Raw genomic sequence first — 22729 nt, 5'->3', positions numbered from 1 at the left:
GACGGTGCACCCGGGTCAGTAGCCGTAGTAGTAGTACATGTACTGCTCGAACAGCGCGGAGAAGTCCCGCAGGAGCAGAATCGCCCAGATCGCCGCGGCGATGATCGAGACGACCGACACCCCGATGAAACCCCAGATCGGGCCGAGGCCCTTGCCGGTCTGTCGACGCAGGACGATCCCGCGTCCGATGACGTAGACGCCCGCCGACACCACGAAGGCGAAGAAGGCCCACGCCCAGTGGAACGGTTTCTGGATGCCACGCGCGCGGAGCTGGCGCCAGTCGAGGAAGGCGAAGAGGACGCTGAGCCCGCTGATCACGAGGGACACGAGGCCTACGCCCAACGAGAGGAAGGTCGACTGCAGCGAGAGACCCACCACAGACGAGGTCGTCCCGCCCTGCGCGGAGAGGAAGGCCGTGGCGAGGCTCTGCTCGATAAGCGCACGCCAGTCGAACAGGAACAGCACGAGCAACTGCACGAGCGGCAGGGCGACGATCAGCCAGACCCAGACGGTGTCGGTGGGAACGCCGGGATTTGCGGGGGTCGCCGCCTGGGCCCCCGGTGCGGTGTAGCCCGGGGCGCCACCGCCGTAGGCCGGGGCCGATGCACCGGTGTAGCCCGGGGCGGTCGAGTAGGCGGGATACCCGGGCGGGGTGGCGGGAGTGCTCGGGGAGGCGGGGGCCGAGACCGGCGTCGCCCCGTAAGCGGGAGCCGCGGCGGGTGCGGGGGCCGAGACCGGCGCCGCCCCGTAAGCGGGTGCGGGTGCGGGGGCGGGGGCCGCGGCGGCCGCGACTGGTGCGGGTGCCGCGGCAGGAGCAGGTGCCGCCTCGGGAGCAGGGGCCGCCTCGGCAGGAGCAGGTGCCGCCTCGGCACCAGAAGCGGGGACCGCGGCCGGGATGGGGGCCGCATCAGAGGCGGGAACGGAAGCGGATGCCGGAGCGGATACCGCCTCAGCACCGGAGGCCGGGGCAGCCGCCCCAGGAGCCGAAGCGGGATCCGCCACGCCATCCGGGCTCTCACCCGCCGCCGGGTGCGCGGTCACTCCCGCATTCGAGGTCTCGACGGGACCGGCATCCCGCTGCTCTTCGCCTGCGGGTCGCACCTCGTCCGTCCACGCGATGCCGTCCCAGCGGCGCGTGCCCCCGCTTCCCGCGGGGTCGGGGTACCAGCCGTCGGGCGGAGTGGGCGTGTCGGTCATGGTCGTCCCCTCGTGCGGTTCTTGCGAGTTCCCCGAGTCTAGTGAGCGGGTTCGCGGTCATCGGAAATCCCTCGACGCGTGGGAGACGCCCACGCGCAGATCGGTGAACCCGTCGGCGACGACGTTCGTCACCCCCTCGACCGAGCGCTCGAGCATCCCTCGCACGATGAGCGCCGGGGATTCACGCGCGATGCGACGGTACCGATTCCACACCCCTACCGAGCAGATGATGTTCATGAGTCCGTGCTCGTCTTCGAGGTTGAGGAAGGTGATTCCGGATGCCGTCGCCGGACGCTGACGGTGGGTGACCAGCCCCGCCACCTCGATGCGCCGATCGGTCTCGGCGGTCTGCAACTCGCGGGAGGTGAGGACACCTCGCGCATCGAGCGCCGACCGGAAGTGCGTGAGGGGGTGATCGTCGGCGGACAGCCCCGTCGCCCAGAGATCCGAGGCGAGAAGCTCGTAGCTCGTCGGGTCGGTGAACAGCGGAGGCTGCACCGCCACGAGGGAATCGGGCAGGAACTCGGGCCGGTCCAGGGCTGCGGAGCCCGAGAGCCAGATCGCCTCCCGCCGTGAATGGCCGAGACTCTCGAACGCCCCCGCGGTCGCGAGCGCTTCGAGCTGTGCGGTGATCAGCCCCGTCCGCCGCACGAGGTCGCGCATGTCGCGGTACGCACCTCCCCTCTCCCGCTCGGAGACGATGCGCTCGGCCACGTTCGTGCCGATCCCCGTGACACCCGCGAGCCCCAGCCTCACCGCGAAAGCCCCGTCCCGCCGGTGGGCGGCGGTCTCGTCGGGCTCTGACCGATCGAACTCCCCCGTCGGCGGCTGGTGCGCCTCGGCGCACGCGTCGAGGCCGGTGGGGCCTCGCTCCCCCGCGTCGTCGAGGGGTTCCATGCCCGCCTCCACCCCCGAGCGCAGCAGGTCGGGGCGGCGCACGCGCACCCCGTGCCGGCGGGCGTCGGCGGTCAGGGTGGCGGGTGAATAGAACCCCATCGGCTGCGCGCGCAGAAGTCCCGCGAGGAACGCCGCCGGGTAGTGCAGTTTGATCCAGGAGCTCGCGTAGACCAGCAGGGCGAAAGACAGCGAGTGCGATTCCGCGAAGCCGAAGTTCGCGAACGCCTGGATCTTCGCGTACAGCTCGTCGGCGACGTGTCCGACCAGGCCGTTCTCGGCCATCCCCTCGTACAGCTTCTCGCGCAGGGAGTCGATGCGTTCGAGACCGCGTTTCGACCCCATCGCCCTCCGCAGTTGGTCCGCGTCCTCGGCGGTGCAGTTGCCCACGGCCACCGCCATCTGCATGAGCTGCTCCTGGAACACCGGCACCCCCATCGTGCGCTCCAGCACCGGCTTCAGCTTGGGGTGCACGTAGGTGATCTCCTCCTGCCCGAGCTTGCGCCGGACGAACGGATGCACCGCCCCGCCCTGGATGGGCCCGGGCCGGATCAACGCGATCTGCACGACCAGGTCGTAGAACTTCCGCGGCTGAAGCCGTGGCAACAACCCCATCTGCGCCCGCGACTCCACCTGGAACACCCCGATCGAGTCGGCCCGGCACAGCATGTCGTAGACGGCCTTCTCCTCCTTCGGCAGCGTCGAGAGCTCCCACGCCTCGCCCGTGGCATCCCGGATCAGGTCGAAGCAGTACTGCAGCGCCGCGAGCATGCCGAGTCCGAGCAGGTCGAACTTCACCAGTCCCATCCACGCGGCATCGTCCTTGTCCCACTGGATCACCGTGCGGTTCTCCATGCGCGCGTGCTCGATCGGCACGACCTCCCCCACCGGGCGGTCGGTGAGCACCATGCCCCCCGAATGGATGCCGAGATGCCGCGGCGCCTTCAGCAGTTCCGCCGCGAACTCGATCACCTGGTCGGGGATGTCGTGGTCGGCCCCGGTCTCGAGCGTCGCGCCCCACCGCTCGACCTGCTTCGACCAGGCGTCCTGCTGCCCGGGCGAATGCCCGAGCGCCCGCGCCATGTCGCGGACCGCGTTCTTCGGCCGGTACTGGATGACGTTCGCCACCTGCGCCGCGCGCTCGCGCCCGTAGGTCTCGTAGACCCACTGGATGATCTCTTCGCGGCGATCCGAGTCGAAGTCGACATCGATGTCGGGTTCCTCGTCGCGCAGGCTCGAGAGGAACCGCTCGAACGGCAGCTTGTAGAAGATCGAGTCGACCGCGGTGATCTCGAGCAGGAAGCAGACAGCGCTGTTCGCAGCCGATCCGCGCCCCTGACACAGGATGCCGCGACGCCGGGCCTCGGCCACGATGCCGTAGACGATGAGGAAATACCCCGGGAAGTCCTTCATCTCGATGACGCCGAGCTCGCGCTCGATACGGTCACGATCCTCGTCGGAGAGGTTCGGATACTTGCGCGGCACGGCCTCCCACACCAGGTGCCGCAACCAGGACATGGGGGTGTGCCCCTCGGGCACGTCCTGCTTCGGCAGCGCGGGCTTCGCCCGTCGCAGGGGGAAGGCGAGCTCGTCGGCGAGCGTCACGGTGCGCGCCACCGCGCCCGGGTAGCGGGCGAACCGGGCGGCCATCTCGGCCCCCGACCGCAGATGCGCACCGGCATGGGCGGGAAGCCAGCCATCGAGTTCGTCGAGGCCGCGGTTCGCCCGCACCGCGGCGACGGCGGCCGCGAGCAGCTCCTTCTCCGGGACGGCGTAGTGCACGTTGTTGGTCGCGAGGATCGGCAGTCCACGCTCCGCGGCGAGCCCCGCCAGCACGTCGTTGTGGCGCGAGTCGAGAGGGTTGCCCTGATCCATCAGCTCGACGAACACGGCCTCGGCCCCGAACAGGTCGACGAGCGCGTCGAGTTCGCGGGCGGCCGCCTCCGGACCCGCGGATGCCAGAGCCTGACGCACGGCCCCCTTCCGGCATCCGGTGAGCACCGCCCAGTGCGGATCCGCCGGGCCGCCGGACCGCTCCGACAACTCGGCGAGGTCGTACACCGGGCGCCCCTTCTCTGCTCCCGTGAGCTGTGCGTGGGTGATCGCCGCGGCGAGACGGTGATACCCCTCCTCTCCGCGGGCGAGCACGAGCAGGTGGGATCCGGCAGGATCGGCCTCCCCCTTCTGGGGCGCGGGGAGCTCGAGCGACAGCTCCGCTCCGAACACGGTCTGCACCGCCCGAGCCTCGGCCGCCTCGGCGAAGCGCACGATCCCGTAGAACCCGTCGTGATCCGTGACCGCCAGCGCGTGCAGCCCCAGGCGCTCGGCCTCTTCGACGAGTTCCTCGGGCGAGGAGGCCCCGTCGAGGAACGAGTACGACGAGTGCGCGTGCAATTCGGCGTAGGGCACGGTGTCGGCCGGCCGCTCGATCGCCGGGGGGACGTAGGCCCCGCGCTTGTGGGACCACGCCGGACTGTCGCCTCCATCGCCGTTCGGCGGAGCGCCGGTCGGGCGCCGAGCATCGCTCAGCAGCCGCTCGAGCTCCGACCACTTCACCGGCGGGTTGGCCCACCCCATCAGCGCACCCCCGCCACAGAGCGAGAAGGCGCGGCATCCGGCTCAGTCATAGCGTCCCTCCGCCCGCCACTCGCCCTCTTCGACCACCAGCAGCCAGGCGCCGCCGTCGGCGTCGACCACCTGGAACCGATGCGCCCGGCGCCGGCGCAGCGGATCCCATCCACGCTCGCTGATCGGCCAGGGACCCGCCCACTCGCGGATGCGGCTGCGTCGCTCCCCCGTCACCAACACGGCGGGCGGAGCGCTCAGCACGTCGCGCTCGCCCACGGTGACCGGGGCCCCCGCGATGTCGGTGACCTCGACGAGCCGCGGTTCGGGGTAGACGGTCGCCGGCAACGGATCCGGCAGGCTTCCCGGCCACGGGCGGGCACGATCCTTCGCCGTCACCGCCCGGTCCCCCCACGGCACGAGCACCTGGCGCTCGGCGAGCCACCGGCCTCCCCCGATCGTCGGCGTGACCACCCCGCGGTGGCCGAGCATGGCCTGCACGCGGGACAGCGCGTGATGCACCCGTTCGTCGGGACCGGCCCCGAAGAGCCCCTTACTGTGGTGCGCGGCGTCGTCGACGGCCTCGGGCTCGATGTGCACCCCGGCGACCCCGCTGCCGAAGATGCCCTGCCCGTCCTCGGCCAGCTGCCAGCGCACCCGGTCGACGACCGCGGCGGCGTCGAACGAACCGGGATGCAACCACACGCGCTCACTGCGTTCGCCGCGCTCGCCCGAAAGCACGACACGAAGCTCGGTGCAGACGAGGTTCTGGGCCCCGAGATGGGCGATGAACTCCTCGGCCGCCACGCGCATCCCGAAAGCGACCTGATCGGCGAGGTCGAGCGGGGGTTCGAACGCCACGTCGCGGTGCAGTTCCGGTGGCGGAGTACGCGGTTCGACCGGTTGGGAGTCGCGCCCTCCGGCGAGGGAATGAAGCCGCACCCCGCGCGGACCGAACCTCTCCTGCACCCGCTCGACGGGCATCGCGGCGAAAGCTCCGAGGGTGTGGACGCCGAGCCGGGCGAGCAGACTCGCCATCTCTTCGTCGTCGAGGGCCGCCACCGACAGCGGGGCGAGGAAGGGCGCGGCCTCACCGGGCGGCACCACCCGCACGGGTTCCTCGGAGGACGCGGCGCGGGCCGCATGACCGGCGGTGAAGATGCCGTCGGCGACGCTCGCGCGCACTCCGAAGAACCCCTCGGCGGCGAGGAGGTCGACGAGGGTGCGTGCGGCCTCGGCTTCGCCGCCGTAATACCGGGCGGGCCCTCGGGCCCGCAGCGCGCAGAGACCGGGACGGACGACCTGCACCCCCGGCGCACGGTCTTCGATGCGCGCGACCACGGGGCCGAAGACCCGTGCGTCGCGGACCGGGTCGGCGGCGATCACCATGAGCGCGGGGCAGAGCGCCTGGGCGTCGCGTCGACGTTGTCCCCGCCGCACCCCCTGCACGCGGGCGGCGGCCGAACAGGCGACGACGACGTTGTGGGCGAACACCGCGACGGGAGCATCGTCGCGCGGTGGTGACGACGCCTCGTGCACGAACGCCGTGATCGGCCAATCGGGGAACCACAGCACGAGACTGCGCGTGGGTGCCTGCATCAGCCCACCGCCCGCGTGCGGTACGTCTCGTGCGTGCGCGGGACGAGACGTTCGGTCGGGGCGCCGAGCAACTCGATCGTGCCGTCCGCGGCGGGCAGCAGCATGCGCGCCCGTCGCGCGTTCGGGGAGCGTCGGCTGCTCACCGACACCGTCAGCTCGCGGCCGGCAAGATACCCGTTCCCCTGCCCCAGACCCGTCCACCGCGGGTCGGCCACGTCGATGACCGCTTCGGCCTGCGGCCACGACCCCTGCACCAGCAGAACAGTCCCCCGGTCACGCAAGCGCGCGGCCAACCGGGTGGCCTCGGCACCCCCACGTGCCGCGTTCGACCCCTGCGGGGGGCGGACCGCGACGACGGGCAGCACCTCCGCGATCGTCGCCGTGACCGCGAGCCACCGCGGCCCCGGATCCGGGATGAAGACGAGACGATCGAGGTCGAGCCCGTACTTCTCGGCGGCCTCCGCCCCCAATTCGGGCATGCCGATCACCCCGCACCAGGCTCCGTCCTGCGACGGACGCGCCATGAGGGCGAGCAGCAGCGACGCCGACCGGGCGACCGCGTAGGCCGAGCCCGAGCGTAGGCCCCCACCGGGGAGCAGAGACGTGAACGCGGGATGCGTCGGGAGGATCGGGGCATCCATCCGCCGGCCCTGCATGCGCTCGAGACGGTCTCGCAGCGCGTGGATGTCAGGCACCGCCTGCACCTGGTCTCGCACGATCGCCCTCACTCCCACAGGTTAGAACATGTGTTCTACACTCTCAATCCCTGTGGTTCGAAGATACGATCTACCTCCGACATCGCCTCCGGGGGCCGGATCCTCGCGTCAGAGCAGGTCGGCCGTCCTCACGATCCGCGCGAATCCGCCCTGCTGCAGCACCAGCGCGGTCTCGGCCATCAGTTCCGCCGCCGTGCGGCTCACCGTCCCGACGCCCGCGACCTCGCCCGTCAGATCGAACGTGCGCGTGGCATCCAGCGCGACGGTCACGTCGTACCCGAGATTCCCCGCCATCCGCGCGGTCGTCTCGACGCACATGTTCGTCTGGATGCCGCAGATCACCAGATCCCGGATGCCACGCTCCTCGAGCCAGGCCTGCAGGTCGGGGTCGCCGTAGAACGCCGAGTTCACGCTCTTACTCACGAGGACGTCGGGCTCGACGGCGGCCACCGCCGACACGAGCGCGTTCCCCGGCGCCGAAGGGTGCAGGGGTGAGCCTTCTTTCGGGGAATCGTGACGCACGATCACGATCGGCTCGCCCTCTCGGCCCCATCTCTCGATCAGGGCCGCGACGTTGGCCTCGCACTCGGGATTGGCCGTGGGACCCCAGAACGCGAGGTCGTCGAAACCCCGCTGCATGTCGATGACGATCAGAGCTCGTGTCATGCCCCCATCCCATCACCGACCGCCGACACCGCGGGCGTCGGAAACAGACGATCACCGACGCGAGAACGCCATCACGCCGCGAGGGCGAGATACGGCTCCCACCGCGGGTCGCTCTTGTCGACCCCGCGCACCGTCCAGGACGAGCCCCGCGGAGGCGCCGGGATGATCTTGAGCTCCCACGACATCTCCTGCGGCGTGCGATCGCCCTTGACGTTGTTGCACCGCAGGCAACAGGCGACGAGGTTCTCCCACGTGTCCTTCCCCCCGCGCGATCGCGGCAGCACGTGGTCGATCGTCGAGGCGGTCTTGCCGCAGTATCCGCACCGGTGCGCGTCGCGGCGGAGCACCCCTCGCCGGGTGACGGGCACCTGGCGCGCCCCCGGCACCCGGATGTACCGCGTGAGGATGATCACCGCCGGGCGATCGTAGGTTCCGCCCGCCGCCCAGACCGGATCTTCGTCGACGCATTCGACGACGGTGGCCTTCTCGTTCATCACGAGCACGAGAGCTCGCTTGAACGACACGACGGCGAGCGGTTCGTAGCCCGCATTCAGCACCAGAGTACGCATGAGGTTTCCTCTCGAATGGCCGAGACGGCTTCTCGGATGTTCGACTCGTGACGAGAGGAAGGTGCGCAGGCGTATGAAAAAAGGCGCTGTCTAGACAGACAGCGCCTCAGGAGTCACGGTGAAACCGCGGCATCCGGAACATACGATGCCGAAGAACGAGCAGCCCGAGCGCATCCATGGTGCGGATGCGAGGCCTGGCGTCCATCGGCTTTTCCCTCCGGTTCTTCCCAACGTCGCTGACAGGCTAACCCACGACAGACACACCCGGCTCCGCGGAATCAGGAAACAAGAAACGGCGTGTCGGAGAACAGGAGTCTCCGACACGCCGTGTCGTGTGTCGAGCGGTCAGCCGGCGTTCTGCTGCAGCCAGGCGTACGGGTCGACCACCTGATCGTTGATGTGCACTTCGAAGTGCAGGTGGTTGGCGGTCGAGCTTCCGGTCGAGCCGACGAGGCCGATCAACTGACCCGCGGCGACGGTGTCACCGGCCTGCACCTGACGGCTGCCGTAGGTCATGTGGCCGTACGTGGTCGAGACCTTCTGTCCGTTGATCACGTGCTGGATGACGATCCCCACGCCGTAGCCGCCGAAGCTCTCCGACGACGTGCTCACGACACCGGCGGCGGCGGCGAAGATCGGCTGCCCGCCGGGGGCGAGCAGGTCGACACCCTGGTGGTATCCGGAGTCCCAGAGACCGCGTCCGAGCACGTAGCTCGTCAGGGGCCAGCGCACCTCTCCCGAACCGGGAGCGGTCATGTTCAGGTCGATGTTCGACAGCGACGCACCGGCGTTGGCGGCCAGCTGGCGCGCCCGCTCGGCGGCAGCGGCAGCGGCGGCTTCCTGATCCTTCTTCTTCTGGATCTCGTCGGCCGTGGTGGCCGAGTAGCTGCTGCGGTCGAGCGTCTCGTTGGCGACGTCGGATGCGACGACCATCGACTGGTTGTCGGGGGCCGACATCTCGCCGAGGGTCATGGTGTTCGCGGTGGGGACCGTCGCGGCGTACGCGGGGATCGCCACCGTCGCGACCAGTCCCGCCACCATCGACAGGATCACGGCGCTGCGCAGGGGCTTCGCACCCCGACGCACCGCGGGGAGGGAGCGTGCGGGCGGCGCGGTCCGGGGAACCGGGGATGCCGCGGGAGCGGTGGGTCGAATGGTTCGGCGCGAGGGTCGGGCAACCGCCGCGCGCGCACTCTTTCGGGTCTGCCCCGTCGAGGAGACCTCGGGTCGGTCGTCGACGGGGTCGATGTGTTCAGCCAAATTTCCTCCGGCGCCTCTGCGTCCGGGAGGACGCTGGCTCGTCGGCACTCGATTGGGGGCACGATGTGCGGGCTTCACCCTCTGCGGACGACGAGCCGGGGAGGCAAACCGCGAGGGGTCCGACGGCGGGCTTCTCGCCTGTGGACCCTCCGAGGCTACCCGAAGATAACGAACAAGTCACGCCCCGGGCACCGCGCACAGCAGATGCCCGGTCGAGATGGACGAAAGGCGAAATCTCACGCGGAATCCGCCATGCCCGGGTCGAGGGCTCAGGCCTCGTCGACCAGGAAGATGTGCGACGCCACCTCGACGGGCAGTTCGAGGCCCTCGTCGACGCCCTCCATCTGCACCAGGACGTACCCCTCGTTGAAGCGGTAGTCGCCCCGCGCTCCGGGGAGGACGCCGGCCGCCTTCAGCTGCTGGAGCAGTTCGGGGTCGACCTGAGCGGGCTCAGCGAGGCGGCGCACCGTACCGGTGATGGGCCCGCCCGCATCGTTGAGCTTGCGGACCAGGCCGACGACGCCCTCTTCGAACGTCGAGCTGGCGGCGTCTCCGAGCTGGTCGAGACCGGGGATCGGGTTGCCGTACGGCGACTCGGTGGGGTGGCCCAGCAGCTCGACGAGGCGGCGCTCGACCTGCTCGCTCATGACGTGCTCCCACCGGCAGGCCTCGTCATGCACGTAGGCCCAGTCGAGGCCGATCACATCGCTGAGCAGACGTTCGGCCAGACGGTGCTTGCGCATGACGTCGACGGCCTTCTGCCGACCGTCGTCGGTGAGCTCGAGGCGGCGGTCCTCCGAGACCACGACGAGACCGTCGCGCTCCATGCGCCCCACGGTCTGCGAGACGGTGGGCCCGGAGTGCCCGAGACGCTCGGAGATGCGCGCACGCAGCGGCACGATGTTCTCTTCCTCGAGTTCGAGGATCGTGCGCAGGTACATCTCGGTGGTGTCGATGAGATCGGTCATTCAGAAAGTCCTCGGCGTCGCGCGGCTGGTAAGGACAGCCTACCGACCCCGTCCGACACACACTCCGGATGCCACATCCCCGCGCCCTAGAATCAAGCCCATGCCGCACGTGGACCTCCCCACCGACCTCCTGCCCGCCGACGGCCGCTTCGGATGCGGCCCCTCGAAGGTGCGCGGAGCGCAGCTCGAGTCTCTCGTCACCCGTGGCGCGAGCATCCTGGGCACCTCGCACCGCCAAGCCCCCGTGAAGAACCTCGTCGCGAGCACGCGCGAGCGCCTCGCCGAGCTCTTCCGCCTTCCCGAGGGGTACGAGATCATCCTCGGCAACGGAGGATCGACCGCATTCTGGGATGCCGCCGCCTTCGGCCTCATCGAGAAGCGCAGTCAGAACCTCGTCTTCGGAGAGTTCGGCGGCAAGTTCGCCTCCGCCGCGAAGACCCCGTGGCTCGAAGCTCCCGACGTCCGCCGCGCCGAGCCCGGAACGCGACTGCGCGCCGAGGTCGTCGAGGGCATCGACGTGTACGCCTGGCCCCACAACGAGACCTCGACGGGCGTGGCCGCGCCGATCGAGCGCGTCCACGGCGATGCCGGTGCCCTGACGGTCATCGACGCGACCAGCGCCGCCGGCGGCATCGACTTCGACGTGACCCAGGCGGACGTCTACTACTTCGCGCCGCAGAAGAACCTCGGCTCCGACGGCGGGCTCTGGTACGCCGCCGTGTCGCCGGCCGCGATCGAGCGGATCGAACGCGTCGCGGCATCCGGTCGCTACATCCCTGAGTTCCTGAGCCTGAAGAACGCGCTCGACAACTCGCGCCTGCAGCAGACGCTCAACACCCCGGCGCTCGCGACGCTGCTGCTGCTCGACGACCAGCTCGGCTGGATCCTCGGCAACGGCGGCCTGGCGTGGGCCGGTGCCCGCACCGCCGAGTCTTCGTCGGCCCTCTACGAGTGGGCGGACGCCAGCTCCGTGGCGACTCCGTTCGTCGCCGACCCGGCCGACCGCTCCCCCGTGGTCGTCACGATCGACTTCGACGACAACATCGACGCCGCGGCGATCGCGAAGAGCCTCCGGGCCAACGGCATCGTCGACACCGAGCCCTACCGGAAGCTCGGCCGCAACCAGCTGCGGGTGGCGACCTTCGTCTCGATCGAGCCCGACGACGTCCGCCGCCTCATCGGCGCGATCGACTACACGATCGAGCACCTGCCCGGCGCCTGATCAGACGACGAAGGCCGTCCCGCTTCACGCGGGACGGCCTTTCTCGTGCGGGGATCAGTAGCTGCGTTCGCGCTCGTCCTCGTCCTCGTCGGACGCGTCTTCGTCGGGCTCGTCCTCGTCCGCATCGGCCTCGGGATCGTCCGACTCGTCGAGTTCGTCGATGTCGACGCCGTCGAGGTCACCGGCGTGGAATCGCGCCTTCGGCTCGTCCTCGGCATCCTCGTCGTCGGTGTCGTCATCCTCGGCGTCGTCGAGGTCGTCCTCATCGTCGAGGTCGTCTTCGTCGTCCTCGGACTCGTCGTTCTCCGCCGCGGCAGCCTGCGCCGCCTGATAGTCCGCCAGACGCGTCGCCCAGGGCACCCACTCGGGCGCCAGGAGGGCTCCCTCGCCGGGCATCAGCTCGGCCTCGAGAACGGTCGGCTCCGCGTCGTCGACCACGGCCACGCTCACCGTCCAGTACCACCCGGGGTAACCGAGAAGCCGCGTGTGGAAGCGCAGCGAGACGACACCGCCCTCTTCGAGCAGGTAGTCGGCCGGCGGGCCCACGGTGTCGGCCGGGGTGATCTCGTGCAGCGCGTTCAGCGCGAGATCGTGGGCGTGAAGCAGTCGCTCGTCGACCGGCTGCTCAGGCTTCGAAGTCATCGGCGACCTTGCGCAGTACCGCGGCGATCTTGCTGGCGTGGGCGCCGCTCGGGTACCGGCCGCGACGCAGGTCACCGCCGATGCCGTCGAGGAGCTTCACGAGGTCTTCGACGATGATCGCCATGTCATCGGCGGGCTTGCGCGAGCGCTTCGCCATGCTCACGGGCGCCTCGAGGACGCGCACCGACAGAGCCTGCAGCCCCCGCTTGCCGTCTGCGACGCCGAACTCCAAACGGGTGCCGGCCTTGGGCGCAGGGGTCCCGGCGGGCAGGGCGGTGGCGTGCAGGAACACGTCCTGGCCGTCATCGGTGGCGATGAAGCCGAAGCCCTTCTCTTCGTCGTAGAACCTGACCTTGCCGGTGGGCATGGAAACCTCGCTGAAAGACGTGCGCGAACGCGCGGCGGAACACGGGACCCGAACGGATCCCGGCCCTTCAGCCTACGCCACGTGTGCCAGGCAGTAGGCTGAGCGCGATGAGCACACGCACCCCCGACGGCGACGTTCCGATCCGCCGCGTCGATCGCATCCTGGCATTCATGTCGCTCGGCCTGCTCATCCTCTCCGTCGTCAGCTTCTTCGCGATCATCATCGGGTCGAGCGCCAAGGCCGACATGAGCACCGGCATCTGGCCGACGGTCGGCGTTCTCCTCTACATCGCACCCCCGGTCGCGTTCGCCTGCCTCGTGGCTGTGCTCATCATGAGCTTCGTGCGGAGGGCACGGGCGAACAAGGGACGTTGACCGTGCCCGAGACCTCCGACCAACGCGCATTGGCGGTCTCGCTGAGCGCGCGGACCGACGAGGACCTCGCGCAGCTCTTCTCCGAGCGCGACATCTCCCCCTCGGCGACCTGGCGCGACACCTTCGACGCTGCGGACGCGCTCCTCGACCCCGCGTCGATCGCCCGAGCCCTTCCCCCGCTGACCCGCACCGAGGCACTGGCCCTCGTCTCCGCCGTGTCGGCCGAGGCTCCCGTCGTCGCCGACACCCGAGCCCCCCTCGTCGCGCGCGCCCTCGTCCGCGACGACGGCGTCGTCTACACCCCTGTGGCGGCGATCGTCGGTGAGACCTTCCCCGACGGACTCCCGGATGCCACCTCTCCCCGCCCCGATCGCGCCGTGGCCTCCGATGCCGCCGCCGAGGCCGCGTTCACGAAGGCCGCAGCCCTCGCCGATGTCCTCCTGCTCACCCTGGAGGCACCCCTCGGGCGGATCGGCTCGGGTTCGCTCGGTGCCACCGAACGCCGACGTCTCGTCGATGCGGGCGCGGTGGAGACCCCGGAAGAGGCGGATCTGCTCGTCGGGATCGCGGCATCCGTGGGTCTGCTGGGCAGCACGGGTCGGGCGTGGCTCGTCACCGCGGCCGGACGGACATGGCTGCGCCTACCCACCCTCGACCGGTGGCAGAGCACCGCACGAGCCCTGCGCGATGCGCTGCCGCGGGCGTACCGCACGCCCGAGGGGGGATGGATCCCCAGCGCCCGGTGGACCGACGCCCTGCCCTTCGACCCCGCCGGCCCGGAGCGTGCCGCGCGGTGGCGCGAGCGGTTCTCGGCGTGGGGACTCCTCGATGCGGCCGGCGAGACTCCGCCCTGGAGCGCCGGGCTGGCGGCGGGCGGCGACGTGGACGTCTCCGCCCTGCGGGATCTCCTTCCGCCCGAGGTCGACCGCGTCTACCTGCAGAACGACCTGACGGCGATCGCCCCCGGACCGCTGGCCCCGCACCTCGACGTACGCCTGCGCAGCATGGCGATGCGCGAGTCGCGCGCTCAGGCGTCGAGCTACCGGTTCAGCGCCGCGACGATCGGTGCCGCGATCACCGGCGGCGAGACGGCGGAATCGCTGCGCGCGTTCCTCACCGAGCTGTCCCTCACGGGCCTTCCCCAGCCGCTCGCCTACGTCATCGAGCGCACCTCCGCTCAGCACGGACGCGTCCGCGTCGCGAGCGACCCCGAGACGCGGATGACCCGCGTGACCACGACGGATCCGACCCTCCTCCAGGCGATGGAGGTCGACCAATCGCTGCGGTCGGTCGCCCTCACGCGCACGGAAGACGCCCTCGAATCGCACGTCGCCGCCGACGTCGTCTTCTGGGCGCTGACCGACGCGCACTATCCGGCCGTCGCCATCGGTGCCGACGGAGCACCCCGCACGCTCGAACGCGCCCGCCTCGCCGACGACTCCCCCTCGACCGACCCGCTCGACACCTACGGGCCGCTCATCGCGCGCGTGCGCGCCGGAGGCGAGGACTCGGATGCCGCCTGGCTCGAGCGAGAGCTCGATCAGGCCGTGCGAGCGCGCGCGGTGATGGATGTGAGCGTGCGCCTGCCGGACGGTTCGACGCGCGTGTTCCGCCTCGAAGCCACCGGACTGGGCGGGGGACGGCTTCGCGGTCGTGACCGCGGCGCCGACGTGGAGCGCACGCTGCCGCTGTCGCACATCGACGGAATCACCCCCGTCGAGTGACGGCGCGTGAAGCCCGACCGTCGCGACCCCGGTAGAATCGAACGCTATGGCTGACGGCCCCTTGATCGTGCAGAGCGACCGCACCGTCCTCCTCGAGGTCGCACACCCCGAGGCGGAGACGGCGCGGCATGAGCTCGCGGTCTTCGCCGAGCTCGAGCGCGCACCCGAGCACATCCACACCTACCGCATCACGCGCCTGGGGCTCTGGAACGCCCGAGCCGCCGGCCACGACGCCGACGCGATGCTCGACACCCTCGACCGCTGGTCGCGCTTCCCCGTGCCCGCCTCGGTGAGCACCGACATCCGCGAGACCGTGAACCGCTACGGGCGCCTGGTGATCGAGCGCAACGACGACAACGAGCTCGTCCTGCGCTCGACCGACCCGGCGGTGCTCGGCGAGGTGTCGCGCAACAAGCGCATCTCTCCCCTGCTGATCGGCCACCCCACCCCCGACACGTATCTGATCGACGCGTGGGCGCGCGGCCACATCAAGCAGGAGCTGCTGAAGATCGGCTGGCCCGCGGAAGACCTCGCCGGCTACACGCCCGGCACGCCGCACCCGATCGACCTCGCCGAAGACGGATGGAGCCTGCGGCCCTACCAGCGCCAGGCCGTCGACTCCTTCTCCGAGGGCGGCTCGGGGGTCGTGGTGCTCCCCTGCGGTGCGGGCAAGACGCTCGTGGGCGCGGGAGCCATGGCCGAGACCCGGACGACCACCCTGATCCTCGTGACGAACACGGTGAGCGCCCGTCAGTGGCGCGATGAGCTGCTGCGCCGCACGACGCTCACCCCGGAGGAGATCGGCGAGTACTCCGGCCAGGTCAAAGAGGTCAAGCCCGTCACGATCGCGACGTACCAGATCCTCACCGCCAAGCGGAAGGGCGAGTACGCCCACCTCGCCCTCCTCGACGCGCTCGACTGGGGCCTCGTGCTGTACGACGAGGTGCACCTGCTCCCCGCGCCGGTGTTCAAGCTCACCGCCGACCTGCAGGCGCGCCGCCGTCTCGGTCTGACCGCCACGCTCGTGCGCGAGGACGGGCGCGAGGGCGACGTCTTCAGCCTCATCGGACCCAAGCGCTTCGACGCGCCGTGGAAAGAGATCGAGGCGCAGGGCTTCATCTCGCCCGCCGCCTGCTACGAGGTGCGCATCGACCTTCCCGCGTACGAGCGCCTCGAGTACGCCGCCGCTGCCGACGAAGACCGCTACCGGCTCGCGGCCACCGCTCCCGCCAAGATCGACGTGGTCCGGCGACTGGTCGACCGGCATCCGGACGAGCGCATCCTCGTCATCGGGCAGTACCTGGATCAGATCGACGAGTTGTCCGAAGCGCTCGATGCGCCCAAGATCACGGGCGCGACCCCGGTCGCCGAGCGCGAGGAACTGTTCCAGGCCTTCCGCGTCGGCGAGATCTCTCTGCTCATCGTGTCGAAGGTCGCCAACTTCTCGGTCGACCTTCCCGAGGCATCCGTCGCCATCCAGGTGTCGGGGTCCTTCGGCTCCCGACAGGAGGAGGCACAGCGCCTCGGACGCCTCCTCCGGCCGAAGCAGTCGAACCACACGGCGAGCTTCTACACCCTCATCGCGCGCGACACCGTCGACCAGGATTTCGCGCAGAACCGCCAGCGCTTCCTCGCCGAACAGGGCTACGCATACACGATTCTGGATGCCGACGGGATCGACGCCGAGGCCGCCTGAGACATACCAGGGAGCGGCTTTCCGTTCCATATCCAGCACTTTGCTGGGTGCAGTCACGATAATGAGGGCATGACAGCTCCTCGCATCCTCGTCGTGGACGACGAACCGAACATCCGCGATCTGCTCATCACGAGCCTCCGCTTCGCCGGTTTCCAGGTGCGAGCCGTGGCGAACGGCGCGCAGACGATCTCCGCCGTGCTCGAAGAGGAACCCGACCTCATCGTGCTCGACGTGATGCTCCCCGACATGAACGGGTTCAGCGTCACCAAGCGGCTCCGGGGAGCCGGCTACACCGCCCCCATCCTCTTCCTCACCGCCAAGGACGAGACCGAGGACAAGATCATGGGCCTGAACGCCGGCGGCGACGACTACGTCACCAAGCCGTTCAGCCTCGACGAGATCGTCGCGCGCATCCAGGCGATCCTGCGCCGCACGATGCAGGCCGACGAGGAATCGATCATCCGCACGGGCGAGCTCACGATGGACCAGGACACGCACGACGTCAGCGTCGGCGACGTCTCGATCGATCTCAGCCCCACGGAGTTCAAGCTCCTCCGCTACCTCATGCTCAACCCCAACCGCGTGCTGTCGAAGGCTCAGATCCTCGACCACGTCTGGGAGTACGACTTCAACGGCGACGCCGGCATCGTCGAGAGCTACATCTCGTACCTCCGCCGCAAGATCGATCCGCACTCCTCGGAGCCGCTGATCCAGACCAAGCGCGGCTTCGGCTACATGCTGAAGTCGGGCAAGACCGTCTGAGCGGAGTCTCCTCCTGCATACCGACGATGCCCTGACGCGCTGGTGGCGCCGCCTCAGCCTGCGGGCGAAGGTCACCGGCGTCACCGTCACGCTCCTCGCCGTCGGGCTGTTCGCCGCGGGCATCGGCACGATGGTGTTCCTGCGCACCACCCTCGTGAACAACCTCGATGAACAGCTCGCGCAACAGGCCGCGGGCAACATCGCCGACACCATCTTCACGACGACCCCGCAGGACGGGAAGATGGTCTTCACCCCCGTCGAGAACGCGCCGCAGATCGGCTCGATGGTCGTCGTGTACAACGCCGACGGGCAGCGCGAGGCGTTCTTCAACGGGACGTCGACGAAGGCGACCCCGCAGCTGCCGGACACCTTCACCACCCCGCAGACCTACACGCAGCTGGACAAGCGGATCGACCTCGACGACCCGGTCACCGGTCAGCACTTCATCGCGCGGGTCGGCCTCTTCGAGGTGCCCAACAGTGGGTCGTACACCCAGATGGTCATCCAGCCGCTCGGTCCGACCGACCGGATCGTCGCGGCCTACGTGGGTATCTACGGGTTCGTCGCGCTCTTGATCCTGATCGCCAGCGCGCTCCTCACCCGATGGCTCGTCACGCTCACGTTCCGCAGCCTCAATCAGGTCGAGACCACCGCGATGGACATCGCCGCGGGCGATTTCAGCCAACGCCTCACCGACATCGTCCCCGACACCGAGGTGGGTCGGTTGAAGACGGCGATCAACGCGATGCTGGCGCGCATCGACGGCGCTCTCGGACAACGGGATGCCACCGTGCGGCAGATGCGCCGCTTCATCGGCGACGCCAGCCACGAGCTGCGGACGCCTCTCGTGACCATGCGCGGCTACGCCGAGCTCTACCGCATGGGCGCCATCCGCTCGGACGAGGACGTCGCCCAGTCGATGGAGCGGATCGAGAAGGAGGCGATCCGCATGGGGGCTCTCGTCGAAGACCTCCTGGCGCTCGCGCGGCTCGACGAGCGCCGCGATGTGAGCATCACCGCGATCGACCTGCGGCCCATCGCGCGCGACGCCGCCCTCGACCTCCGGGTGACCTCGCCGCAGCGCGAGGTCACGGTCGACGACACGACCAGCCGTAACGAGCTGGTGCTGCCCGTCATGAGCCTGGAGGTTCTCCCGAACACGGATGCCACGGGCAACGGCACCCGTCGACGCACCGCCCCGACCACCTCGGCGATGGCGATCGCGGGTGCGACCCTCTCCCGCCTGCGGCGCCGCTCCAAGGACGCGGGCGACGCTGCCGTGGGTGAACCCGGCACCGAGACCGCGCCCCTGCCGACACCCGCGACCGGCACGGTCCGGACCTCTCCCCGTCTCGCCCCGATCGTGCTGGGCGACGAGAACAAGGTTCGCCAGGTCGTGACGAACCTCCTCGGGAACGCGCGGAGGTTCACGCCGGACGACTCCCCCATCGGTCTGCGCGTGGGAGTGGATGCCGACGCCGACATGGGGTGGATCGAGATCATCGACCACGGCGACGGCGTGCCCGAGCAGATCCGCGACCAGATCTTCCAGCGCTTCTGGCGCGCCGACACCTCGCGGACGCGGGAGACGGGTGGCTCCGGTCTCGGCCTGTCGATCGTGGCATCCATCGTCGACCTCCTGCATGGGAAGGTCGAGGTCGTCGACACTCCCGGCGGCGGCGCGACGTTCCGTGTCTCGCTCCCCCTGGCCGACCGACGCGATGCCCAGGAGCACGCGCTGATCGAGACGCAGCCCCTCGAGCGCCTCCCCGAGGACTACCGGCCCGAGGGCGCTCCAGGGGAAGACGCGGAACGGGGCGCTTGACCCTCACACGATGTCACGGGTCACGATGAAGCCATGGCTGAGACCTCGACGCACATGACGATCGGTCGGTTCAGTTCGCTGACCCGACTCTCCGTCCGAATGCTTCGTCACTACGACGCCCACGGTGTGCTCGTTCCCGCCGTGGTCGATCCCGGGACGGGATACCGGCGCTACGCCCCTCACCAGTTGGGGGATGCCGCCGATGTCCGAAACCTCCGCGATGTCGGTTTCGGCGTCTCCGCCATCGGTGCCCTCCTCGAGGCTCGAGGCACCCCCGCGTGGACGCGCGCGCTGCAGATGCAGCATGCGGAGCTGCAACGCGAGGTGCGCGAGGCGAGAGAGCGGGTATCGCTCATCGCCCGCCTTCTCGATCACGGAGAAAACCTCATGTCCATCACCGTCACCCGCACCATCGTGCCCGCCATGACCGTCGTCGCCTTCCGCGGCACGGTCCCCACCTATTCCGACGAAGGTCGCCTCTGGGGGCAGATGATGCCCCTGTTGGCCCGGCGATCGATCGCGCCGATCGGCCCGTGCGGCGTCATCGAGCACGACGATGAGTACGTCGAGTCCGACGTCGATCTGTCGATCTTCGCGCCGGTCTCACCGGGAACACGGGTCGAGGAGCCCCTCCACGTCGTCGAGCTGCCGGCGCGCGACTGTCTCGTCGCCCGCGTTCGGGGATCGTACGACCAGATCAGCCAGGCACACGACCTCATAAATAGTCAGATGGCAGCGGAGTCGTTGACACCGCGAAGCGGAGACGACCTGGCTGCGCGCGCTTTCAACATCTATCTGTCGACGCCGGACCGCGTCAGCGAGGTCGATCTCGTCACCGACGTCTGCCTGCCGCTGTCGTGACGTGACGAAACGCGAGTGGCCCCCTCCCGAAGGAAGGGGCCACTCGTGTCATGCCTGAGCGTGGATCAGAAGTCCATGCCACCCGTCGGGTCGCCCGCGGGAGCGGCGACCTTCTCGGGCTTGTCGGCGACGACGGCCTCGGTGGTGAGGAAGAGACCGGCGATCGACGCGGCGTTCTGCAGAGCCGAACGCGTCACCTTGGCGGGGTCGATGATGCCCTGCGCGAACAGGTCACCGTACTCGCCGGTGGCGGCGTTCAGGCCGTGGCCCACGGGGAGCTCCGCGACCTTGTTCGCCACGACACCGGGCTCGAGACCCGCGTTGAGCGCGATCTGCTTCAGCGGGGCCTCGATGGCGACCTTGACGATGTTCGCACCGGTTGCCTCGTCGCCCGTGAGCTCGAGGTTCGCGAGAGCGGTCTTGCCGGCCTGGATCAGGGCGACGCCACCACCGGCGACGACACCCTCTTCCACAGCGGCCTTGGCGTTGCGGACGGCGTCCTCGATGCGGTGCTTGCGCTCCTTGAGCTCGACCTCGGTCGCGGCTCCGGCCTTGATGACGGCGACGCCGCCGGCGAGCTTGGCGAGGCGCTCCTGGAGCTTCTCGCGGTCGTAGTCGCTGTCGGTGTTCTCGATCTCGCGGCGGATCTGGGTCACGCGACCCTCGATCAGCTCCGACTCACCGGCACCCTCGACGATCGTGGTCTCGTCCTTGGTGATGATGACCTTGCGTGCACGGCCGAGCAGGTCGACGGTCGCGTTCTCGAGCTTGAGGCCCACCTCTTCGGTGATGACCTGGCCGCCGGTGAGGATCGCGATGTCCTGCAGCTGCGCCTTGCGACGGTCGCCGAAGCCGGGAGCCTTGACGGCGACCGACTTGAAGATGCCACGGATCTTGTTCAGCACCAGGGTCGCGAGCGCTTCGCCCTCGACGTCCTCGGCGATGATGAGGAGCTCCTTGCCCTCCTGGATCACCTTGTCGACGATCGGCAGAAGGTCCTTGATGTTGGAGATCTTCTGGTTGGCGATCAGGATGTACGGGTCTTCGAAGACCGCTTCCTGGCGCTCGGGGTCGGTGACGAAGTAGGGGTTGATGTAGCCCTTGTCGAAGCGCATGCCCTCGGTGAGCTCGAGCTCGGTGCCGAAGGTGTTCGACTCCTCGACGGTGACGACGCCTTCCTTGCCCACCTTGTCGATGGCCTCGGCGATGAGCTCGCCGATCGCGGGGTCGGCGGCGGAGATCGACGCCGTCGCGGCGATCTGCTCCTTCGACTCGACCTCCTTGGCCGAAGCGAGGAGCTCGTCGGTGACGGCCTTGACGGCCTTCTCGATGCCCTTCTTCAGGCTGATGGGGTCGGCGCCGGCGGCGACGTTGCGCAGGCCCTCGCGAACGAGTGCCTGGGCGAGGACGGTGGCCGTGGTGGTGCCGTCACCCGCGACGTCGTCGGTCTTCTTGGCGACCTCCTTGACCAGCTCAGCGCCGATCTTCTCGTACGGGTCGTCGAGCTCGATCTCCTTGGCGATCGAGACGCCGTCGTTCGTGATCGTGGGGGCGCCCCACTTCTTCTCGAGCACGACGTTGCGACCGCGGGGGCCGAGCGTCACCTTGACGGCGTCGGCCAGCGTGTTGAGGCCGCGCTCGAGGCCGCGGCGGGCCTCCTCGTCGAAAGCGATGATCTTTGCCATAAGTGTGTCGTCCCTCCCGGACGGGTGACTTCCAGATTTTGGCACTCGACGAAAGCGAGTGCTAACTCATTCTGGCACTCGCCCCTAGGGAGTGCAAGCCGCGACCGCCGCCGCACAGCACGACGCCGTGGCATCCGTCGAACGGATGCCACGGCGTCGGAAACGTCGCGTTACGCCATCAGGCGCACGGACTCGGCCTGCGGGCCCTTCTGCCCCGAGCCGACGGTGAACTCCACCGCCTGGCCCTCCTCGAGGACGCGGAAACCCGACATCTCGATGTTCGAGTAGTGGACGAAAACGTCCTGGCCGTCCGTCACGGTGATGAAGCCGTAACCCTTCTCGGCGTTGAACCATTTGACGGTGCCCTGCGTCATGCGAATCTCCTGTGCTGCTTGATGACGAGGTCATCGTAAGCACGGGGATCCGCGTCGAAACGGCCCGCGGCGACATTGTTGACGTGCGTGCAGCCAACTTGTTACGCCGCGGAAACACGCGGGCTGCGCGCGTGTCAGGGAGTGGGTGCCGCGGTCGGCTGAGCCGCCGCGCGGTCCAGGCCGATCACGACGATGAGGCGCTTATCGGCGCTCTCGTCATCGGGGGTGTTGGGGTCGTCGGTCGGCTGCAGGAAGTCGCTCTGCGCGACCTCGGCCCCGCCGATGGCGTCGGCGAGGCCCCGAGCAGCCTGCTCGTCATCGGTACGCAGGTAGTAGACGGTGGTCGAGGCGAAGTCGGTCGTGTCCGAGTCCCCCGTCTGCACCGTGTCGGCCGACCATCCCGCCGCGATGATCTGGTCGCGGAGGTTGCCGGCGAGACCTTCGTCGGACGTGCCGTTCAGGACGACGACCGAGTACGAGGTGTCGATCACGGACGGAGTCGTCGGCGCGATCGTGGGCGTCGGAACGGGCTCGGAGCCGAAGGAGATGCGCCCCGACACCACGAGCGTCCCGAAGATGCCGACGACGATGAGCACCACCGTGGCGACAGCGGCCCACAGGAACACGACCCAACCCCGAAGATGCGGATTCTCCGCGCGATGGGCTCCCACGCGGCCGGATTCGGCGGGAAGGTCGTCGAAGCGATCCCGAGGGAAGGTCGATCTGGCCATTGGACGATGCTACCGGTCCTTACTTCTGTGCC

20 protein-coding genes are annotated in these 22729 nt (G+C 69.4%); 7 read left to right on the top strand and 13 right to left on the bottom strand.

Annotated elements, in window-relative coordinates; all coding sequences use genetic code 11:
- Nucleotides 1–15: 15 nt before the first annotated feature.
- From MTES_RS20000 to MTES_RS13665, 8 genes are all read right to left on the bottom strand, one after another.
- Nucleotides 16–1197 carry a DUF2510 domain-containing protein gene (locus tag MTES_RS20000; RefSeq protein WP_013585866.1) on the bottom strand — a complete coding sequence of 394 codons (1182 nt, stop codon included), beginning with the start codon at nucleotides 1195–1197 and terminating at the stop codon, nucleotides 16–18.
- A gap of 57 nt (nucleotides 1198–1254) precedes the next feature.
- Nucleotides 1255–4668 carry an error-prone DNA polymerase gene (locus MTES_RS13695; protein WP_013585865.1) on the bottom strand — a complete coding sequence of 1138 codons (3414 nt, stop codon included), beginning with the start codon at nucleotides 4666–4668 and terminating at the stop codon, nucleotides 1255–1257.
- Nucleotides 4669–4710: 42 nt separating this feature from the next.
- On the bottom strand, nucleotides 4711–6255 hold the full coding sequence (locus MTES_RS13690) for a DNA polymerase Y family protein (protein ID WP_013585864.1): 1545 nt from the start codon (nucleotides 6253–6255) through the stop codon (nucleotides 4711–4713).
- Nucleotides 6255–6983: a hypothetical protein gene (locus MTES_RS13685; RefSeq protein ID WP_231848088.1), complete on the bottom strand. Its 729-nt coding sequence runs from the start codon at nucleotides 6981–6983 to the stop codon at nucleotides 6255–6257. Before MTES_RS13685 ends, MTES_RS13690 begins: the two co-directional genes overlap by 1 nt.
- Before the next feature lie 96 nt (nucleotides 6984–7079).
- Nucleotides 7080–7637: a cysteine hydrolase family protein gene (locus MTES_RS13680; RefSeq protein WP_013585862.1), complete on the bottom strand. Its 558-nt coding sequence runs from the start codon at nucleotides 7635–7637 to the stop codon at nucleotides 7080–7082.
- 71 nt (nucleotides 7638–7708) lie between these two features.
- Nucleotides 7709–8206: an HNH endonuclease gene (locus MTES_RS13675; protein WP_013585861.1), complete on the bottom strand. Its 498-nt coding sequence runs from the start codon at nucleotides 8204–8206 to the stop codon at nucleotides 7709–7711.
- Nucleotides 8207–8551: 345 nt separating this feature from the next.
- Nucleotides 8552–9292 carry a M23 family metallopeptidase gene (locus MTES_RS13670; protein WP_013585860.1) on the bottom strand — a complete coding sequence of 247 codons (741 nt, stop codon included), beginning with the start codon at nucleotides 9290–9292 and terminating at the stop codon, nucleotides 8552–8554.
- Between the two features lie 443 nt (nucleotides 9293–9735).
- On the bottom strand, nucleotides 9736–10434 hold the full coding sequence (locus MTES_RS13665; protein WP_013585859.1) for a metal-dependent transcriptional regulator: 699 nt from the start codon (nucleotides 10432–10434) through the stop codon (nucleotides 9736–9738).
- A gap of 100 nt (nucleotides 10435–10534) precedes the next feature.
- On the opposite strand from MTES_RS13665, the gene serC reads away from it, so the two are divergent.
- Complete coding sequence (gene serC / locus MTES_RS13660; protein ID WP_043361459.1) at nucleotides 10535–11656, top strand: phosphoserine transaminase; 1122 nt, start codon at nucleotides 10535–10537, stop codon at nucleotides 11654–11656.
- A 54-nt stretch (nucleotides 11657–11710) separates the two neighbouring features.
- On the opposite strand, the gene MTES_RS13655 is transcribed toward serC, so the two are convergent.
- Nucleotides 11711–12298 carry a DUF3027 domain-containing protein gene (locus MTES_RS13655; RefSeq protein WP_013585857.1) on the bottom strand — a complete coding sequence of 196 codons (588 nt, stop codon included), beginning with the start codon at nucleotides 12296–12298 and terminating at the stop codon, nucleotides 11711–11713.
- Nucleotides 12282–12665, bottom strand: coding sequence for a cold-shock protein (locus tag MTES_RS13650; protein ID WP_013585856.1), 384 nt, complete (start codon nucleotides 12663–12665; stop codon nucleotides 12282–12284). Before MTES_RS13650 ends, MTES_RS13655 begins: the two co-directional genes overlap by 17 nt.
- A gap of 107 nt (nucleotides 12666–12772) precedes the next feature.
- On the opposite strand from MTES_RS13650, the gene MTES_RS13645 reads away from it, so the two are divergent.
- The 6 genes from MTES_RS13645 to MTES_RS13620 all read left to right on the top strand — a co-directional run bounded on the left by MTES_RS13645 (nucleotide 12773) and on the right by MTES_RS13620 (nucleotide 19907).
- Nucleotides 12773–13039 (top strand): hypothetical protein, encoded by a 267-nt coding sequence (locus tag MTES_RS13645; protein WP_013585855.1) that lies wholly within the window; start codon nucleotides 12773–12775, stop codon nucleotides 13037–13039.
- Nucleotides 13040–13041: 2 nt separating this feature from the next.
- On the top strand, nucleotides 13042–14763 hold the full coding sequence (locus MTES_RS13640) for a helicase-associated domain-containing protein (protein ID WP_013585854.1): 1722 nt from the start codon (nucleotides 13042–13044) through the stop codon (nucleotides 14761–14763).
- Between the two features lie 46 nt (nucleotides 14764–14809).
- The gene (locus MTES_RS13635) at nucleotides 14810–16459 is read left to right on the top strand and encodes a DNA repair helicase XPB (RefSeq protein ID WP_013585853.1); all 1650 of its coding nucleotides are present in this window, start codon (nucleotides 14810–14812) and stop codon (nucleotides 16457–16459) included.
- 69 nt (nucleotides 16460–16528) lie between these two features.
- A complete protein-coding gene (locus tag MTES_RS13630) occupies nucleotides 16529–17221 on the top strand; it encodes a response regulator transcription factor (RefSeq protein ID WP_013585852.1) in 693 nt (230 codons plus the stop codon).
- Between the two features lie 130 nt (nucleotides 17222–17351).
- Nucleotides 17352–19046 carry a sensor histidine kinase gene (locus MTES_RS13625; protein WP_013585851.1) on the top strand — a complete coding sequence of 565 codons (1695 nt, stop codon included), beginning with the start codon at nucleotides 17352–17354 and terminating at the stop codon, nucleotides 19044–19046.
- A gap of 33 nt (nucleotides 19047–19079) precedes the next feature.
- Nucleotides 19080–19907, top strand: a complete 828-nt coding sequence (locus tag MTES_RS13620; protein ID WP_013585850.1) for a MerR family transcriptional regulator — start codon at nucleotides 19080–19082, stop codon at nucleotides 19905–19907.
- 65 nt (nucleotides 19908–19972) lie between these two features.
- On the opposite strand, the gene groL is transcribed toward MTES_RS13620, so the two are convergent.
- The 3 genes from groL to MTES_RS13605 all read right to left on the bottom strand — a co-directional run bounded on the left by groL (nucleotide 19973) and on the right by MTES_RS13605 (nucleotide 22697).
- On the bottom strand, nucleotides 19973–21592 hold the full coding sequence (gene groL / locus MTES_RS13615) for a chaperonin GroEL (protein WP_013585849.1): 1620 nt from the start codon (nucleotides 21590–21592) through the stop codon (nucleotides 19973–19975).
- A 170-nt stretch (nucleotides 21593–21762) separates the two neighbouring features.
- The gene (locus MTES_RS13610; RefSeq protein ID WP_013585848.1) at nucleotides 21763–21966 is read right to left on the bottom strand and encodes a cold-shock protein; all 204 of its coding nucleotides are present in this window, start codon (nucleotides 21964–21966) and stop codon (nucleotides 21763–21765) included.
- A gap of 134 nt (nucleotides 21967–22100) precedes the next feature.
- Complete coding sequence (locus MTES_RS13605; RefSeq protein ID WP_043361458.1) at nucleotides 22101–22697, bottom strand: LytR C-terminal domain-containing protein; 597 nt, start codon at nucleotides 22695–22697, stop codon at nucleotides 22101–22103.
- Nucleotides 22698–22729 lie beyond the last annotated feature (32 nt).

Source organism: Microbacterium testaceum StLB037, from assembly GCF_000202635.1.
GTDB lineage: Bacteria > Actinomycetota > Actinomycetes > Actinomycetales > Microbacteriaceae > Microbacterium > Microbacterium testaceum_F.
The sequence above is the reverse complement of the archived record's forward strand: the minus strand, read 5'-3'. Positions and strand labels throughout refer to the sequence as shown.